18 protein-coding genes are annotated in these 17,841 nt (G+C 53.8%); 5 read left to right on the top strand and 13 right to left on the bottom strand.

Annotated elements, in window-relative coordinates; genetic code table 11:
• Nucleotides 1–20: 20 nt before the first annotated feature.
• The 4 genes from RJ38_RS01675 to ileS all read right to left on the bottom strand — a co-directional run bounded on the left by RJ38_RS01675 (nucleotide 21) and on the right by ileS (nucleotide 4,786).
• The gene (locus RJ38_RS01675; protein ID WP_039017185.1) at nucleotides 21–488 is read right to left on the bottom strand and encodes a methylated-DNA--[protein]-cysteine S-methyltransferase; all 468 of its coding nucleotides are present in this window, start codon (nucleotides 486–488) and stop codon (nucleotides 21–23) included.
• Nucleotides 489–553: 65 nt separating this feature from the next.
• Entirely contained in the window at nucleotides 554–907 is a 354-nt protein-coding gene (locus RJ38_RS01670; RefSeq protein WP_272945931.1) for a P1 family peptidase, read from the bottom strand.
• Nucleotides 908–989: 82 nt separating this feature from the next.
• Nucleotides 990–1,244 (bottom strand): hypothetical protein, encoded by a 255-nt coding sequence (locus tag RJ38_RS18720; protein WP_156121717.1) that lies wholly within the window; start codon nucleotides 1,242–1,244, stop codon nucleotides 990–992.
• A gap of 542 nt (nucleotides 1,245–1,786) precedes the next feature.
• Entirely contained in the window at nucleotides 1,787–4,786 is a 3,000-nt protein-coding gene (gene ileS / locus RJ38_RS01665; RefSeq protein ID WP_039017183.1) for an isoleucine--tRNA ligase, read from the bottom strand.
• Between the two features lie 291 nt (nucleotides 4,787–5,077).
• Between ileS and RJ38_RS17915 the strand changes: the two genes are divergently transcribed.
• From RJ38_RS17915 to RJ38_RS01655, 3 genes are all read left to right on the top strand, one after another.
• Nucleotides 5,078–5,842, top strand: a complete 765-nt coding sequence (locus tag RJ38_RS17915; protein ID WP_052245128.1) for an FAD-dependent oxidoreductase — start codon at nucleotides 5,078–5,080, stop codon at nucleotides 5,840–5,842.
• Nucleotides 5,843–5,887: 45 nt separating this feature from the next.
• Nucleotides 5,888–6,292, top strand: coding sequence for an FAD-dependent oxidoreductase (locus RJ38_RS17910; protein ID WP_156121716.1), 405 nt, complete (start codon nucleotides 5,888–5,890; stop codon nucleotides 6,290–6,292).
• Between the two features lie 81 nt (nucleotides 6,293–6,373).
• The gene (locus tag RJ38_RS01655) at nucleotides 6,374–6,796 is read left to right on the top strand and encodes a group III truncated hemoglobin (RefSeq protein WP_039017182.1); all 423 of its coding nucleotides are present in this window, start codon (nucleotides 6,374–6,376) and stop codon (nucleotides 6,794–6,796) included.
• 5 nt (nucleotides 6,797–6,801) lie between these two features.
• On the opposite strand, the gene RJ38_RS01650 is transcribed toward RJ38_RS01655, so the two are convergent.
• From RJ38_RS01650 to RJ38_RS01640, 3 genes are read right to left on the bottom strand one after another with little or no spacing between them, the layout of a single operon-like run.
• Complete coding sequence (locus RJ38_RS01650; RefSeq protein WP_039017181.1) at nucleotides 6,802–7,827, bottom strand: YcjF family protein; 1,026 nt, start codon at nucleotides 7,825–7,827, stop codon at nucleotides 6,802–6,804.
• Nucleotides 7,820–8,302, bottom strand: coding sequence for a GNAT family N-acetyltransferase (locus tag RJ38_RS01645; RefSeq protein WP_052245126.1), 483 nt, complete (start codon nucleotides 8,300–8,302; stop codon nucleotides 7,820–7,822). The genes RJ38_RS01650 and RJ38_RS01645 overlap by 8 nt, the downstream gene beginning before the upstream one ends.
• The gene (locus RJ38_RS01640) at nucleotides 8,299–9,714 is read right to left on the bottom strand and encodes a YcjX family GTP-binding protein (RefSeq protein WP_039017261.1); all 1,416 of its coding nucleotides are present in this window, start codon (nucleotides 9,712–9,714) and stop codon (nucleotides 8,299–8,301) included. The genes RJ38_RS01645 and RJ38_RS01640 overlap by 4 nt, the downstream gene beginning before the upstream one ends.
• 120 nt (nucleotides 9,715–9,834) lie before the next feature.
• Here RJ38_RS01640 and truA point away from each other — a divergent pair, with 120 nt between their 5' ends.
• Entirely contained in the window at nucleotides 9,835–10,629 is a 795-nt protein-coding gene (truA, locus tag RJ38_RS01635) for a tRNA pseudouridine(38-40) synthase TruA (protein ID WP_039017180.1), read from the top strand.
• An 89-nt stretch (nucleotides 10,630–10,718) separates the two neighbouring features.
• Nucleotides 10,719–11,600, top strand: coding sequence for a TauD/TfdA dioxygenase family protein (locus tag RJ38_RS01630; RefSeq protein ID WP_039017179.1), 882 nt, complete (start codon nucleotides 10,719–10,721; stop codon nucleotides 11,598–11,600).
• Here RJ38_RS01630 and RJ38_RS01625 read toward each other — a convergent pair whose 3' ends face one another.
• The 6 genes from RJ38_RS01625 to RJ38_RS01600 all read right to left on the bottom strand — a co-directional run bounded on the left by RJ38_RS01625 (nucleotide 11,601) and on the right by RJ38_RS01600 (nucleotide 17,726).
• The gene (locus tag RJ38_RS01625; RefSeq protein ID WP_039017178.1) at nucleotides 11,601–12,308 is read right to left on the bottom strand and encodes an ABC transporter ATP-binding protein; all 708 of its coding nucleotides are present in this window, start codon (nucleotides 12,306–12,308) and stop codon (nucleotides 11,601–11,603) included.
• Nucleotides 12,308–13,021, bottom strand: a complete 714-nt coding sequence (locus tag RJ38_RS01620; protein ID WP_202903856.1) for an ABC transporter ATP-binding protein — start codon at nucleotides 13,019–13,021, stop codon at nucleotides 12,308–12,310. The genes RJ38_RS01625 and RJ38_RS01620 overlap by 1 nt, the downstream gene beginning before the upstream one ends.
• The gene (locus RJ38_RS01615; RefSeq protein ID WP_039017176.1) at nucleotides 13,018–13,950 is read right to left on the bottom strand and encodes a branched-chain amino acid ABC transporter permease; all 933 of its coding nucleotides are present in this window, start codon (nucleotides 13,948–13,950) and stop codon (nucleotides 13,018–13,020) included. Before RJ38_RS01615 ends, RJ38_RS01620 begins: the two co-directional genes overlap by 4 nt.
• Entirely contained in the window at nucleotides 13,950–14,876 is a 927-nt protein-coding gene (locus RJ38_RS01610) for a branched-chain amino acid ABC transporter permease (RefSeq protein WP_039017175.1), read from the bottom strand. Before RJ38_RS01610 ends, RJ38_RS01615 begins: the two co-directional genes overlap by 1 nt.
• Nucleotides 14,877–14,946: 70 nt before the next feature.
• Nucleotides 14,947–16,236 carry an ABC transporter substrate-binding protein gene (locus tag RJ38_RS01605; protein ID WP_039017174.1) on the bottom strand — a complete coding sequence of 430 codons (1,290 nt, stop codon included), beginning with the start codon at nucleotides 16,234–16,236 and terminating at the stop codon, nucleotides 14,947–14,949.
• 110 nt (nucleotides 16,237–16,346) lie between these two features.
• Complete coding sequence (locus tag RJ38_RS01600; RefSeq protein ID WP_039017173.1) at nucleotides 16,347–17,726, bottom strand: hypothetical protein; 1,380 nt, start codon at nucleotides 17,724–17,726, stop codon at nucleotides 16,347–16,349.
• Between the last annotated feature and the right edge of the window lie 115 nt (nucleotides 17,727–17,841).

Below are 17,841 nucleotides of genomic sequence, written 5' to 3'. Positions count from 1 at the left end.
TCCACCCTAGGGAACGAAAATCAAATCAAAAGGCCAGCGGCCCCTTCATGCTTTAATAGCGTGACTTTCATTTCAATCCCGTTAAGCCCACCACCTGCGCCAGAGAACCCACCAAGCCCATTGGCGCCTAGCACCCGATGGCACGGAATAATCAAGGGGATAGGATTGGCCCCACAAGCGTTACCCACCGCCTGTGCCGGTGTTTTCGTGGCTTTCGCAATATCGCCATAGGTGACTGTATCGCCAAAAGGAATGCCGTACATAAAGTCACACACAGCCCTCTGGAAATTACTTCCCTTCACCCACAGCGGCAGATCAAATTCGGTCAGTTCGTGATTGAAATAAGCCAACAATTGTTTTGATCCATCGCGCAAGACGCTGCTGTCGTCGCCTTGCATATCTGCATTCCACAAAAGCTGTGTGATCAGTCCGTCTTCTTCCACCAAGCCAAGCCGACCGATGGGCGTATCTGTAATGCCAATATTCATAAACGCAGAATGCGCGTTGCATCGCCCCAACACAAGTCCAAACCCGCCCCGGAAATTGCGCAAAGCTACAGACGGAACGCCTTCACATGGTTCGGCGCGCCCTCCCCGGCATCCCAGCCCTGGGTGTCTTCTGCCATCAACAACGAATTCAAGATCGCCTCTTCCGTTGCCTCAATCACTGCCTCAAAATAAGGTGAGGTTTCCGCATTGGGCACATCCCCCTCACGCGCCGTGGAAAAGGCAATGGCATAATCCCCCGATCCGTTGGACAAAGACGAACCAATGCGCGCAAGACCTGCGCGGCATTTGTCCTGAAAGATATCGCCGTCATGAGGGATGATCACAGTTGCCCCGGTCTGTGTGCGTTCCCCGTCACGACAACTCACATGCCCCACCCGCACACCAGCCACATCCGTAATCGCATTCAGTACCCCTGCGCAAACCGTCCGATTTCAATTCCGTGATCTCTGGCGTGTGATTCTGTCATGCGGTCTACACCCTTCATCCATGTCCACGATTTCGTTTATCTTCTGCCCGAAGGTTTTCCTGAATACCAGAAATGTCCAGCAACTCTTTCTCGCTAATACAAAACTTATCGCTAAGCGCAGAAAACACCCCCATTTTCCTCTGTACGGAATGGCGCGGCCTAGTCAAATGCCAGTGAAATACAAAACCGCCACCGACAAATGTGACTTCAACATCACCGCGCGTATTGTTTCTGTGGAAAGCACAATTGAGATATTTGCTGTCGCTCAAGTTCCGCAACGCCATCAACAATAGCATTCATGGAGTAACGGTACTTTCCCCTTTTCAAACTTCCCCAATTCCACAACTCAGTGTGCATAGCGTCGAGAATTTCATCATCGAGTTTGAAATCTCTATACAAATACGTATCTAACAGTGCCGCACGCCAGATTACCGATACAATAAACCCGGCCAGAGAACTGCCACTGAATCTGAAAAAGCACCTAGAAGGGTATTTCGCACGATCCTGAGAAATCCGTCGCAACATCCGCTGTACAGGATGGTCAAAATTTCTGTTCAATATACTTTCACATTCGTTGCACAGCAGGAATCCACTGCCGTCATCCTGCCTCTCCGAAGCGCCGCCATTAACGCTTAGATACAACACCTTTCCACTGTTTTCCCTCTTAATTGCTCTTGTGAAGGCATCAGGCAAGGCATGAGGCCGAACAAGGCGTTTCTCGAGAAGGCAATAAGGGCATCGTCCTATGCGCATATCAATAACCTAAGTGACAAAAGAAAAAGGCCCGCATTTCTGCAGGCCCTTATCTCGTTTATCCCAGCGCATCGTTGCAGCGCGAACAGGTGGCAACGTGGCTGTGGGTGCCAACATCAGGCAGGATCTTCCAGCAGCGTTGGCATTTGTCGCCATCGGCCTTTTCAAACACCACGCCAACACCGTCAGCTTCCGGCATGCGGAAGGCCTCGGCAGGGCTAGGGTCATTTGTCAGGGACACGGCCGACGTGATACAAACATCTGCGAAATCAACGGATTGCAGCAAAGCCAAGACATCGGCGTCATCCACATGCACAACGGGTGCTGCTTCAAGGCTGGCCCCTATGACTTTGTCGGTGCGTTGCACTTCCAACGCCGCCGTTACAACACGGCGCACCTTACGGATCTCTGCCCATTTCTCGGCCAGTGGTTCATCAATCCAATCCGCAGGTGTCTCCAGGAAATCCACCAGGTGAACAGAACTGTCGTCGCCACCAAAACGTTCCAACCAAACCTCTTCCATTGTGAAGGTCAGAACCGGAGCAAGCCAGGTGGTCAGGCGTTGATGCAACATATCAAGCACCGTCAAAGCCGCCAGACGTTCGGCACTGTCGCCATCGCAGTACAAGGCGTCCTTGCGAATGTCGAAATAGAAGGCCGATAAATCCTGGGTGGCAAAGTTGAAGATCGCCTGGAACACGCCCTGGAAATCAAATGCACGGTAGCCCAGGCGCACGGTTTGGTCTAGCTCGGCCATGCGATGCAGAACCCAACGTTCCAGCTCTGGCATATCAGCGGGTGCCACGGTTTTCGCCGCGTCAAACCCATCCAATGCCCCCAGCATAAAGCGCATGGTGTTGCGCAAACGGCGATAGCTGTCAGCCACACCTTTCAGGATTTCCGGGCCGATCCGTTGGTCGGCGGTGTAATCTGTCTGGGCCACCCAAAGACGCAGAATATCCGCGCCATATTGCTTGACCACAGTTTCTGGAACGATGGTGTTGCCCAAGGATTTTGACATCTTGACGCCCTTGGCGTCCAAGGTAAACCCATGTGTCACAACGTTTTTATAAGGCGCACGGCCTTTGGTACCACAGGCTTGCAACAAGGAAGAATGGAACCAACCACGGTGTTGATCGGTGCCTTCCATGTAAACATCCGCAATGCCGTCATGCGCACCATCTTCACGATCACGCAGAACAAACGCATGTGTGGACCCTGAATCAAACCACACGTCCAACACGTCAAACACTTGATTATAATCGTCAGGGTTCGCCGCATCACCGATGAAACGTTCCTTTGCGCCGTCCATGTACCAGCAATCAGCGCCCTCAGCATCGAACGCCTCAACGATACGTGCATTCACCGCAGGATCACGCAGCAGGTAATCCGCATCCGTCGGCAAGCTGCCTTTCTTGGTGAAACAGGTCAGCGGCACACCCCAGGCGCGTTGACGTGACAGCACCCAATCAGGGCGGTCCGAGATCATCGCATGCAGGCGATTGCGGCCCTTTTGCGGGGTCCATTTCACCAGTTTATCGATGGAATTCAGCGCACGTTCACGGATGGTCTCGCCCATCTCGTTCTGATCATCACCCACCGCACGATCCACAGCCGCAAACCATTGTGGCGTGTTGCGATAGATGATCGGCGCTTTGGAACGCCAGGAATGTGGGTAGCTGTGTTTGATCTTGCCACGGGCCAGCAGACCGCCGACTTCTGCCAGCTTATCGATCACGGTCTTGTTGGCGTTGCCTTCCTTGCCCTTGCGATCAAGGATGTATGTGCCGCCAAAGAACGGCAGATCCGCGCGGAAACCACCATCGTCCATGATGTTATAGGTGATGACCTGTTCCAACATACCCAGATCACGGTAGAGTTCAAATTCCTCCATCCCGTGGCTTGGCGCACAATGCACAAAACCCGTGCCTTCGGTGTCGGTCACAAAGTCAGCCGCGCGGAAATCACGGATGTCATCCCATTCGCCATTGCCACCTTCAGCGCCCGCAAGCGGGTGAGCCAACTTCAAATACTGCAGTTCATCTGAAGTCACATCGCAAGTACGCTCATATTGGTTTTCTTCCAAGCGCGCGCGTTTAAAAACATCGGCCGCTAGATTATCCGCCAGCAGGTACTTATCGCCAACATTGACCCAGCTTTCATCAGGTGTGTCAGTCACTTCGTACAACCCGTAGGCAATATCTTGACCATAAACGACCGCTTTGTTGGATGGGATTGTCCAAGGGGTCGTAGTCCAGATCACCACATGGGCATTACGAAACTTTTCAAATGCCTGTGTGAACAATCCAGTTTCATCATTGCCGGAAATGATCGGCATTTCCGAAGCTCTGTCCAGAAACTCAGCTTTAGCACCCTCAACAACCTTAAACTTCACCCAGATCGTGAAGCTTTCTTTGTCGTGATACTCAACCTCGGCCTCGGCTAGGGCGGTTTTCTCAACCGGGGACCACATGACAGGTTTAGAACCCTGATACAGCGTGCCGTTCATCAGGAATTTCTGGAATTCCGCAGCGATAACAGCTTCGGCGTGGTAATTCATGGTCAGGTAAGGATCGGCCCAATTGCCGGTGATGCCCAGACGTTTGAATTCTTCGCGCTGGATGTCGACCCAACCGTCGGCAAACTTGCGGCATTCCTGACGGAAATCAACGATATTGACCTCGTCTTTGTTTTTGCCCTTTTTGCGATATTGTTCTTCGATCTTCCATTCAATCGGCAGACCGTGACAATCCCAACCCGGCACGTAACGCGCGTCATGGCCCATCATCTGGTGGCTGCGCACGATCATGTCTTTGATGGTTTTGTTCAGCGCGTGCCCGATGTGCAAATGACCATTCGCATAGGGGGGGCCATCATGCAGGATAAATGGTGTGCGGTCTTTTTTGGCACGCAATTGATCATAGACGCCCAGCTTTTCCCAACGGGCCAGCCATTCGGGCTCACGTTTGGGCAGGCCTGCGCGCATCGGAAAATCGGTTTTCGGCAGGTTCAGAGTGTCTTTATAGTCAACAGTTTCAGTCGGCGTATCGGCGCACATGGCTGCGGTCCTTGATCTAGGAATTGGGGAAGATATGAGGGCGGCGCGCGCGTTGCATACGCCTTGTCCCGGCGGCTCGGATTAGTGGAGCGCCGGGCATATAATTCGAATAATAATCGCCATCATATGTCGCATAGGCGCCTTATAGGCCTGTGCTGCTCGGGCGTCCAGCGCGAAGGGGTAAATTTAGCGCAGGTTCCGGAGTTTTTCAAAAACTCCGGCCAAATTTCTTTGAAAGAAATTTGCAGCTCGCGTAGCGATAACTCACGACACATTTAAGGCATCAATATTATGAAGATTCTACACATCGGAATTGTTGGCGCGGGCGTTGCTGGTTTATGTGCCGCTGCAGGCCTTGCAAGGATCGGTCATCGCGTTCAAGTTTTTGATCAATTTGACACTCCTGCCCCCGTTGGTTCCGGTCTCATGATCCAGCCTGTCGGGCAATCAGTACTTGATATCATGGGGTGTCTGGGGCGTGCAAAAGATTTGGGTGCAACCATCAATGACATGCATGGCACCGTCGAAAAATATCCATGGCCCGTTTTAAATGTCGCATATGATCCTGACGGATTAACGGGCGAAACCGGCCTCGCAATGCCACGAAGCGCTTTGTTTCAGGTTCTCATGGATGCGGCATTAGCAGCCGGTGCGCAGTTACAGCCCGGCCATACGGTCACCAACCTAAACATCGACATCAACATCCCAGAAAAGCGCAGACTGACATTTGAGAACGGGAAGGAAAGCCAAAGTTTCGATCTGGTTATTGATGCTGCTGGTGCACGCTCGCCCATCAGCCCGATCACAGCGAAACCTTTGAAATACGGCGCACTTTGGGGATCGGTAGACTGGGTGGATGCCCCAGAAATTCCCGCGACACGTCTGACACAGCGGTATTTACAGGCGAAACATATGGCCGGCGTTCTGCCCTTGGGAACGCCACCGGGCAGCGACACCCCGAAAGCCGCAGTATTCTGGTCGATGAAACGCGATGACTTTCAGGTTTGGCAAGACGCTCCGATTGAAGATTGGCTAAATATGGTCAATCACATCTGACCCGAGGCCGCGCCGTTTTTCAACCAAATCACCCATCACGATCAAATGACACCGGCGTTTTATAGCCACGGCAGCCTGCGCAAATGGCACGCGCCCGGCTTGATCCACATCGGGGATGCCGCCCATTGCGCCAGCCCCCAACTTGGTCAAGGCGCCAATATGGCACTGCTGGATGCATGGGCTCTGGTCATGGCATTGGAACACTGCGACGACCTACCAACAGCCCTGCGCACGACGCAGAAAATGCGCATGCGCCACGTCATGCTTTACCAAACCATGAGTCGGTTTTTCACTTCCATGTATCAATCCGACAGCCGTATCTTACCCTTGATCCGTGATTGGATCCTTGCGCCTCCGGCCTCAATCCCCCTTATCAGACGGCAATTATCAAAGGTCGCATCAGGCGCGCTTGTGGCGCCGCTGCGAGATGGAATTATTACACGGCGGTAACGCAGTTCATCTGCGGCAAGTCACCTCAATGACACCGGGGCTAAACTTGGTATCTTCACGAAGACCAACACAGAGGCGACCATGTCCAATCCACTGCAACGCTTTCCGATCACGCCCGATGAAATAACACGCGTGATGACCCGGTTCTATGCCCGCATTCGGCTACATCCCGTGTTGGGGCCCGTTTTCAATGGGATCCTTGGCGATGATCGCGCGGTCTGGGGCGAACATGAAGATAAGATCGCAGGATTTTGGCGCAACGCACTTCTGCGTGAGCAAAGCTATTCCGGAAACCCTATGCAAGTGCATCTGGCCACGCCGCAAATCTTGGACGAACATTTCCCGCTGTGGCTGGACCTGTTTGAGGAGGTTTTGACAGCGGAACTGCCGCCGGAAACAGCAGCGGCCTGGGGCGCATTGGCCCATCGGATCGCACGCGGATTTCGCATGCGCATGTCTGAGGATCGCGCACCCAAAGATGCGCCACCTCAACTGTCATTTTAACAGAGTTAAGAACCGGCGTTCTCTGATCGTCCAAACAACCCGGCCAGGCCACGGCTTAGGATGTTGGTCACCCGTGGTGGTTTTTGGGTTACGAAGGGCATGGGGCGGCAGACCTCCATCGCGGCAATGCCCACGCGTGCAGTTAACGCGCCGTTCACGATGCCCTCGCCAAAGCGGCGCGAGAACTTCGACAAAACCGATCCCCCAGCGACCGAGCCGATCAAATCATCACCAACCGCCACCGCGCCCGTGGCCGCCAGATGGGTCAAGACAGATCGCATCAAACGCCAATTCCCCAAGCTTCCAGTGCGCCCGCCGTATAATTCAGCGATCCGACGGATCATGCGCAGGTTTGACACAAACGCGGTTAACACATCGGCAAAGGCCAATGGCACAAGAGCCGTGACCGTCGCCACATGCCGAGTCGCGGCTTCAACCTCGCGTTGGGCCGCTTGATCAATCGGGGCCAAAATTTCACGTTCTGCCAAGGCTAAATGTCCATCCACATCAAAGCTATCGGATTGTTTTTCCTGAAAATTCTGCAAAGCCCAAGACAGGGTTTCACGCCCCTGATACAAACGCGCCAAACGTTTCGTCAGTGCACGCGCTTGGGTCAAATCGCCATGTGCACGCAGCTGGAGGGCCTCGTCGTGAATACGATCAAGGCGCTTTAGACGCAAAAACCCCAAAAGCTCACGCAGGCAAATCAGCAGGATAACCCCTATCAACAGCACGGAAATTCCCAAGACAACCTGGCTAAGCACTGTGTTGCGCGCAATCAATGCCGTCACGATATCCCAGCCCCAAAGCCCAAGCGCCAACGAAATAAGCGTGCCCAATAGCCACCAAAACAAACGCGACAAGACAGATCGCCGTCGCCCCGCCAAGCGCACGATCTGTTCCATAGCAGCGCCCTGTCTCGTGCCATATTGATCAGGCACGGCGGGGGCATCCGATGGCGCAACGCGTGTCTCATCTGGCGCAATGTCAAACCGAACCGGGCCGCGGTGCGTTCTCTCTGTGTCAATCATTATTCTGATCCCCTGCACGATACATCTGAATATCCGGCAAACCTTCGTCATTGTCGCCATCCGTGCGCGCAACCTCACGAAACCCCGCGCGGGTGTAAAACCGAACCGCCGCTTGATTTTGTGCAAAACACCAGAGATGCAAGCCCGTTGGGTTCAAGCGCGCGGCATGGTCGATCAGCATCTTTCCCTGCCCCAGCCCGCGCGCATGTTTCGCCACATACAGACAATTCAACCAACCGTCTTTAGCGTCAATAAAACCCGCGACCGCATCATCACCTTGGCGCAGCACGCTGACACTGCCGCGCTTGATCAAGGATCGGACAAAGGTCTCGGTTTCGGGATGGGTCCAAAGTTCTGGCACCCATGGCGTCTCACGCACCCAATCGAGCAAAATATCCGCGCAAGCCCGTGCATCATCCGCATATCCCCGTTGAATTTCCGGCTGCATCTGCGCCTGCATAACCGCCATATTCATAAGCGGTCCCCAAGCAAAAACTGCGCAGCCTTATCAAGTCGGATATGCGGCGGGCCAGACCCTGGACGCATGGCATCCGGGGCGGGCAAAAACTGCATCGCATCAAATTCATGCGCCAGCCATTTGCGGTTTTGATCACGCGATTGCGCCAATAAAATTTGCGGGTCCGCAGGCAGGTCACCGGCGTAAAACAACGCCTCTTGGCCCGGTGCGCGCAGCCCGCGCACACAGTCAAGATCCGCACCATTTTGACGATGCGTTTCTTCCACGGTGGTCCGCAGGGCGGCGATCGACAAGGCTTCGGTTTGGGCGCCTGCGAAATCCGCCCGGTCGCGGGCATCACGCACAAGCGCTTCCATAATCGCGGTCAGGCGTGGATGCTGACTGTGATGCAAAAGATCGACGCGAGTTGCGGCAAATAGGATTTTCTCAACCCGTCTGCTGCCCCAAATCCACGACAGCAGGCCATTTCCGCCCGGCTTAAACACCTTCAAAATACCCGCCATCGCCTCGCGCATATCATCAACGGCGGCGGGGCCTTGATGGATGGCCCCCAGCGCGTCGACCAAGACAATCTGTCGGTCCACACCTGAGAAATGCGTTTGAAAGAACGGCTTTGCGACCTGGGATTTATAGGCTTCAAAGCGGCGCTCCATCTCGCGCCACAAGGATTTACGCGCGGGCCGCCGGCCATCAACCGCGGGCAAAGGTGCGAAGGACAATGCGGGCGCCCCTGCCAAATCACCGGGCATTAAGAAACGACCCGGCGTACACAGGGAATAGCCCGCCGCACGCGCATCAAACAGATGTTGGGTATATAGTGTCGCAAGTTCTTTCGCTTGGAGTTCCTCAAACTTTTCAGCCCCTCCAAGTGCTGTGGCACGCGCCAAGAATTCATCACCTTGGTCGCGTTGTTCCATCATGGCAAGGGTTTGGGCGCTCCAATCGCCATAGCTTTGTTCAAGCAGGGTCAAATCGGTCAACCATTCCCCGGGATAATCCATGATATCAAGATGCAGGGTCTTGGGACCAGACATGCGCCCCAAAATGCCACCGGGTTGAATGCGAAAAGACAGGCGCAATTTGGACACGGAAGCCGTGCCCTCTGGCCAATGCGGATCCGCCCCAGTCAGGGCCGCGAGACGATTTTCATAATCAAAACGGGGCACAGTGTCATCGGGATGGGGTTGCAACCAGGCGGCCAGAATACGCCCATCAGAGGCGCCGATCAGCTGACTCATCCGGCCACGATCCAAAAGATTGGCCACAAGGGACGTGATGAACACCGTCTTGCCCGCCCGCGACAGCCCCGTCACACCAAGACGCACAACCGGTTCAAACATGCCATTCACACGGTCGCCCGTGCGTTCAATTTCGCGGGTAATGCCCTCAGCGATACGTGTGATAACCAAACCGTGCTCCTGCCTGTTGATCCCAAGATAAGCACGCAGGCACGGGAATGCAAAAGCCAAGCGCAACCCCAAAGGCCTTCCCGTGATTGCAAAGGGCAAATTTGCACGCTAATTGGGGGCATGACCAAATATGCGCTTAAAATTGAATATGACGGAAAACCCTTTAATGGTTGGCAAAGACAGGCGGGTCACCCTTCTGTTCAGCAAACCATTGAGCAGGCTTTGGGGAAACTTGAGGATAATGTCCCCTCAATCGTTACAGCCGGTCGCACGGACACGGGTGTGCATGCTTTGGGACAGGTCGCGCATTGCGTTCTACAGAAAGCTTGGACGCCATTTAAACTATGTGGCGCGTTGAATTTCCACCTGAAGCCCAACCCCATTGCCATCACAGATGTGGTTGCCGTGCCGGATGATTTTTCCGCGCGTTTTTGGGCCGTTGAGCGTCAATATATCTTTCGCATTTTGAACCGCCGCGCCCCTGCGACGGCCAATCGTGGCCAAGTGTGGCAAGTCCCCTATCATCTTGATGTGGACGCCATGCGCGAAGCGGCGCAATACATGTTGGGGACCCATGATTTTACGGCGTTCCGCTCCGCCATGTGCCAAGGAAAATCCCCCATCAAAACCATGGACGAGGCCCGCATTGAAGAGGTTCAAACCTTCGAGGGCCGTGAACTTCAATGTCATTTTCGGGCGCGGTCTTTCCTGCACAACCAAATTCGATCCATTGTGGGCACACTTGAACGCGTCGGGTCTGGCCATTGGGCCCCAGAACGTTTCAAAGATGTTTTGGATTCGCGTGACCGTCACAAATGTGGGCCGGTTGCGGCCCCTCAAGGCTTGTATCTCAGCAAGGTGAAATACGAAATCGATCCGTTTGACACAGCCATCACCGCGGCCAATGAACAATAGTTAACGCCGCCGAACACGTATTTTACAAAAAACACTATACCTTAAGACGTTACGCTGCAAAACTGGCTTTAAACCCAGAAGGAGCGCAGATGCAGCATAGCAAAACCACCTCGTTGAACGCCCATTTCGGCCTTGAAATACATGATTACGACCTGCGCAAAGCCGCCCATGATGATGGCGAATTTGCACATTTACGGGATGCGTTTGATCGACATACGGCCCTGTTGTTTCGTGCCCAAGATTTTGGCGATGCCGATCATCTGGCATTGGCACGGCGCTTTGGCCCCATAGAAAACCGTGAAACAGACACGCTTGAGGAAGGTGATGCGTTCAAGATCTCTCAGGTCTCAAATGAAACTGCCGATGGCGGTGTCACGGGCGAGATGGATATGCACACATTGAACCTAAAGGCCAATTTCTTGTGGCATACAGATTCGATCTTTTTGCCAGTCCCTGCACTTGTGAATATCCTTATTGGTCGTGTGGTAACAGAAAGCGGCGGCCAGACGGAACTGGCCTCAACCCGGGCGGCTTGGGCCGCCATGCCCGATGACATCAAAAATCGCCTGAAAGACGCAACCATCTGGCACAAGTTAAGTCATTCTCGGGCACAAATTTCACCTGAGTTGGCCGAACTTCCAATGTTTCACAAATGGGATGATCAGCATTGGAAGGCACTGTGGCGCAACCCTGTCACCGGCGAAGATGCTTTGTATTTCGCATCCCATAGTTTCCGCGTGGATGGCCTGTCAGAGGCGGAAAGCAAAATTCTATTGGATCAGGCGATGGCGTTTTGTACCCAGAAAAAATTCACCTATTCGCATCAATGGCAGGAAGGTGACATTCTTATTTGGGATGAACGCGCTGCCCTGCACCGGGGTCAGCCTTGGGATTATACAAAACCGCGCACCCTTTCGAGCATCTGCACATCCGCCACGTCCGAAGATGGCCTGGACAGCATTCGAGTCTGATTAAACCCCCAGATTGCGGCGGATCACGCCCGGGTCTGCCGCCAATTCGGCCTGTGTTAGGGTCTCAAGGTTGCGGCCATTTTCGATGAAAACTGCCTTATCCGCCAAAGATAGAATTGCATCGACCCGCTGTTCAACCAGAACCACCGCCAGCCCCTGAGCACGCATAGTCCGAATAACATCTTGGATTTGTTCAACGACCGATGGTTGCAACCCCTCGCCCGGCTCATCCAACAGAAGAACTGCGGGATCAATCGCCAGCGCACGCGCCGTGGCCAACATCTGTTGCTCGCCCCCCGATAAAGTGCCCGCCTGCTGTTTCAAACGTTCGCGCAATCGGGGAAACAGCTCCAACACTTTTTCGCGCATTTCCAAACGCTTCTTGCCTTTGAAACTTCGCGCCATCAAGCCAACTTCGATGTTTTCGCCAACCGTCAACTCTGGAAACAAGCGACGCCCCTGAGGCACCAGCGCAATACGATGTTTCGGCGTGTCATGAGGGGGCAAGATACTAACGCAAGTGTCATTCAAATTGATGGCACCCGAGGTGGTCGGCAGCAGGCCCATTATCACCCGCATCAGGGTCGATTTCCCCGCACCATTGCGACCAAGCACGCATGTGATCTCGCCTGCCGCAGCGGTTATATTAAGGTCATACAGCACTTGCACTTTGCCGTAAGAGGCAGAAACACCTTGGATATCAAGCATCAAACACCCCCCAAATATGCGGCTTGAACATCCGCATTTTCCCGGATCTCATCCGGGGTGCCCCGCGCCAGAACTTCACCGTGGTTCAGAACCGTCAAGCTGTCTGAGACCTCCATCACCACGTTCATATTGTGTTCAATCAACAAGATCGTCGTCTCGCCGCGCAGGTCGTTCACGAGGTTTTTGAAAGCTTCGACTTCCGGCAAGGCCAGGCCTTGGGTCGGTTCATCCAGGATAAAAAGTTCCGGGTTTTGCGCAAGCCCCATGCCGATTTCAAGCACGCGTTGATGGCCATAGGACAGATCCCCTGCAAGCTGATACGCCTGATCCACCATGCCAACCCGTTCCAACACGCCATCCACTTTTGCACGTACAGCCGCGCGATCACGACCTAAAATACGGCGTACCGCCAGCGCTACATTTTCGCGCACCGGCAATTTCGCGAACACCGATGTGATCTGAAACGTATAGGCAATCCCCAAGCTGATACGCTTATGGGCGGGCAGTCGCGTGACTTCGGCCCCATCGAACCACACCTGGCCACGTGTCGCAGGGATTCGCCCGGACAACATGCCAACAAAGGTTGATTTTCCGGCACCATTTGGGCCGATCAGAGCATGAACATCACCACGCGGCAGGGCGAAATCGATGTCTCGGTTTGCGTCAAGGCCGCCATAGGTTTTGGTCAAGCCTTTAGTCTCTAAGATATTCACGGCAGCCATGTGATCAACCTCCGACGGACTTCGCCCAAAATGCCTGCGGGCGCGAACAGGGCAAGTGCGACCAAAACAAACCCCGCGACCATCATGTTCCCGCCCGACCAATCGATGAGATAGAACATGAACAACGTCCCAACAAAGGGCCCAAGCGTTGTGCCCATGCCCCCCAACAGCACATAAAGCAGCGGAAAGATCGAATAAGGCACCGCCACAAATGCCGCCTGAGCTGAGCCAAACAACAAGCAATAAGCCGCGCCAGACAGACCCGAGATCGTGCCCGACATGATCACGGCCATCAGCTTGTGGCGCGTGATGTCATAGCCCAACATCCGCGCGCGTTCTTCGTTCTCTCGGATGGCGACAAGGCAGCGGCCAAAGGGCGTGCGCACCAGCCAACCGATGAAAAAGAGCACTGCGGAAAACAACAGAAGGGCTGCGAAATATCGGTTCTGTGCATCCGACAGATCAACGCCCAACAACGCGCGTGTGGCCTGAGGCAAAACAAACCCCTCGTCGCCGCGCGTATAGGTGCCAAACAGTAAAACCGCCAGATAACCGGCCTGGGCGAACATCAATGTGACGATCATGAAAGCGACGCCGGTTGTGCGCAGGGCAAGAAAACCCACGATCCCAGACACAACCAAGGCCGCAATAAGGCCCGCCAAAATTCCAGGCCCGGCAGAGACCCCGCCCAAATGCATCGCAAGGCCCAGGCCATACATACCCGCCCCAAAGAACAACGCATGTCCAAGGGACAGAAGCCCCGTGTAGCCAAACAGTAAATTATAGCCCATGGCGTAGATCGCAAAGACCATGATCCGCGCCAAGTTGCCCGCGTGATAGACCGGAAGGACAAACCAACAGATCACCAAAGCGGCGACCATGGCGGCGTGTAAAAGATGAATGCGTGAGATCTCTGACATCAGTGGGTGCCCTTCCCAAACAGGCCTTGTGGTCGGAACACCAAGACCATGGCGACCAATAGGGTTGCGATGATTTTGGCAAGCGTGGGCGAGAAGAAGACCGAAATGATCCCGTCACTCATGCCAATCAAAAGCGCGGCCAAAACTGTCCCGCGCAGACTGCCCAACCCACCGATGATCACAACGATAAAGGACAGCAAAAGTGGATCATGCCCCATCAAATAATAGGCTTGTTGCACAGGCACAATCAGCACCGCACCAAGGGCCGCAAGCGCCGCACCCAAGCCAAACGTCAGGGCATAAACACGTTCGACGGGGATGCCAAAAGCCGTTGCCATATCGCGATCTTGCTGGGTTGCGCGCATGACCAAGCCAATCTTGGTCCGCGTCATGATCACCCACAGGCCCATCAAAATCGCACAGGCCGCAAAGATGATGAACAGCTTGTAAGAATTCGTGGAAAGCCCCCAAGGATAATACATCTCAAACCCACTTTCGCCCCATTCGAACCAAGGCAATGCAATACGATGGCTAAACGGTGCCTCAACCGGTTGGGCATTCGGGCCAAAACCAATCAACGCCCCTTGTTGGATGATGTAAAGCAGGCCGATGGTGGCAACGATTGTGCGTTCAGGGTCATATTCCAGGCGCTTAAGAACCAGCCAATCCGCACTGGCCGCAAGCAGCCCGATGATCAAAGGCGCAAACACCACAGCGGCGATGAAACCAAGTGCTGGATGACCGCCAATGGCCGTGGAAATGAACCAGGCCGCGACGGCGCCAAGCATGAAAAATTCACCGTGGGCGACGTTGACAACGCGCATCACACCAAAGGTGAGCGAAAGCCCAACCGCCGTGAGCGCCAAAATCGCTGCCGTGATCGCCCCCTCAAGGGTGGCCAGCATAAGATGTGGACCAAATTCCATCTGTGTCTCTGCTTTTGTGGGGATAAATATGACAGGCCCAATGCTTTGGACCTGTCCGTTTTAAAGCCTATTAGAAGCTTTGCGTGGTGTAATCGACTTCATCTTCATAGAAGCCATCTTCAATCGCGGTCGTGTGTTTGACGTTCAAACGGCCCTCTTCCACTTGGGAAATATATTGATGGCCAAAGACCTGGTGGGTTTTGCCATTAAAGACCTTTGCCCCCTGGGGATGATCGTCAGAATGGGCCATGTCGGTCATGTCCTCAATCGCCTCGATCAGTTTCACGCGATCAGCCGGGCCTTGGTAACCAGCAGCTTCCATACCACGCTTGATGACATTCAACGTTTCCCAGCAACTGAACATATGCGCATAGGTCGACACATCTGCACTGTCTGACACGCTTGCCCCGTTTTCATCAATCCCGATGGCGGCGCGGTAGGTTTTGTCAAACTCGGTTTGATCCGCTTGCGCATAGCGCGGGTTGCCTTCCCAGAAATAGGTGCCTTCCAAGAATTCAAGGCCAGGCGATGACAGATCAACCGCTTCCAATGAATCGATAAAGCCGAAGATCTCCGGGCTGGATGGGCCAAAGAACTCACCCATTTCTTTCACAAATGTCAGAACCGCTGGGCCGACCATCACGTGATAGATGACTTCGGTTTCGCGGGGGATTTGTGGAAAATATTTGGTAAAGCTGGTCTCTGTCGGTGGGATCGCGATTTTTGCGACCACTTCGCCGCCCTGTGCCTCAATCGCTGCCGAGAAGAAATCACGGTGATCATGGCCAAAGGCGAAATCAGGGAAGATCATGGTGACCTTCTTACCCAGGTTATTCGCCACAAAGGGCGCCATCGCCTGAACTTGGCTTTTCACATCTGTAATACCGGGTTGCATGACATAGCGATTAAGCGCACCCGAAGCCACGTGATGCCCTTCCGAGCACACGAAATAAGGCAGTTTCAATTCGCCCGCCCGTGGGGCCGAACCGTAAACCACGTGGGAAAATAGCGTGCCAAACCCGATATCACATTCATGCTGGGTAGCGAATTTCTCGACCACCTCAGCGCCACGTTTCGGATCGGTGCCGTCATCCTCAATCACCAATTCCACCGGGCGCCCATTGATGCCCCCCATGTCGTTGATGCGCGCGACGGCGGCGTTTGACGTACGCTCGTACCAACGGCCATAAGCTGCACCAATACCGGTGCGGTGCAGTTGAAAACCTATCTTAATTGGCGCGGAACTCTGCGCCTGAGCAAAACCGGACAGGCCAGGTAGAACCGCTGGCGCAAGCGCTGCCCCACCCAGCAAACCTAATGTGCTGCGGCGTGAAATCGCTGTTTTCTTTGTGGAATTCATGGTGTAATCCCCCCGTAAGCTGGAATATGTCTCTGGCTTCTATGGCCGTTCATTGAGGTCAGTTTGTATGTATGCAAACGATCTGTCCAGAATTTTATTCAAAAATTATATTACACCCCTCGTGGGCTGGCCAATAACCACAGCCCCAGAAACGTGTAACCGATCATAAAGACAATCAGCGGAGCTTGGCTTTTGAGCGCCGTAATCCGGTTATTTGTTATCCCAAGCGCAAAGCTATGTGACAATAAAATTGCAAGCATATGCCCAATCACAATCGCACAAGATTGAACAACATAAATGTCCCGCACATAGGAAGGGCGATTGAAAAACCCGGTTGTTATATAAACTTCTGCATGATCGGCCGCATGTGAAAAGTGAAACATCTCAGTCACCGCGATCTTCAAATACTGTCCATTCACCAAGAAAGCCGTCAGGTAATGCGCGACATGATACCCAGCAGCAATAGGCAGCAGCGCCAAGGACATTACAGTAAAGAAATCTTGGAAATGCCCTGGCCGTGATGCCAAGCGCCACCCCAAGAAACAGATTGCTGAAAAACCAATCAGAAGCGTCAGTTGTGCCATGACAAAGCCCATGAGCATCGGCGCGACCACTTGTGATCGCCCCGGAAAAGCCAAGGGGTTCACCCCGATTTGCGACAACCACCAGAATGTCTCATTGATCCCATCATAGCTGCCCGCAGCCAACATCGCGATTGCAAAAACGGCCACAGATAGCATAGGGTTGTTCCCGCATTGTCCTCTGGGATGGAGGTCTTGGTGCAACTTATGTCCGGGCAATCCAATCCGCCCTCCGGCCATCGGTGACAAGCGAGCAAGCAACGCGAACAGAACCGTGAACCCTTCCCCTCGTGCCAACCACCCCGGCCCTTTCCACAACATCATCCCCAAATGAAACAGCCAATACAAACCTGAAAATACGGCCAAACGCGCGGGTGCATCCGGTGCTACATCCACCATGGCGAATAAATAAATCACGAGAAAGAAAACCAACGCGAACCAACAGGGCTTGCCGGTTTGATCTGTGCTTTCTTTTAGAAACAGCGCGACAAAGGCCCATGGGTTCATCCTTGACCAAACATCCCCAAAGATCATCTGCACTGCAGGTAAAATCAGCCAAAGCAACGTCCACAGATATAGGGGCATCAAGTTTTCAAGCGGATGCTGTTCGCCCAAAACACCTGCCAAGAATGCCGCGATGAACACCATCAGGCCAGCAGCGGGCATGATGAACCGCAGCCCCCCTATCCGGGGCAAATATATCTTGCGCGAGGCAAATAACCTTGCCGCGCCCGTGGGTGTTAGAAAGGCAGCAACCACCACCGACACCAAAACAGCGGACACACCAGCAACCGTGTAAAACCCGGTAGGCATGAGCAATACCAACGCACCTTCGGACACATGCGCCCAAGCGGTCACGGGCACAATCAGCAGCAACGCCACCAATGCCAAGCGATGTCGAACATCCATGAATCTCTCTCCCCATTGCATAAACTTAAGCACCGCTTTCACCCCATAGCAAGGAAGATGCGGGCTTGTACAAGTCAAAATTCATGTTAGCATGCTAACAAATATTCAGGGAGAT

The organism is Halocynthiibacter namhaensis (assembly GCF_000812685.1).
In the GTDB taxonomy this organism is placed as follows: Bacteria; Pseudomonadota; Alphaproteobacteria; order Rhodobacterales; family Rhodobacteraceae; genus Halocynthiibacter; species Halocynthiibacter namhaensis.
Note: the sequence above shows the minus strand (reverse complement) of the source record. Positions and strands in the feature narration are given on the sequence as shown.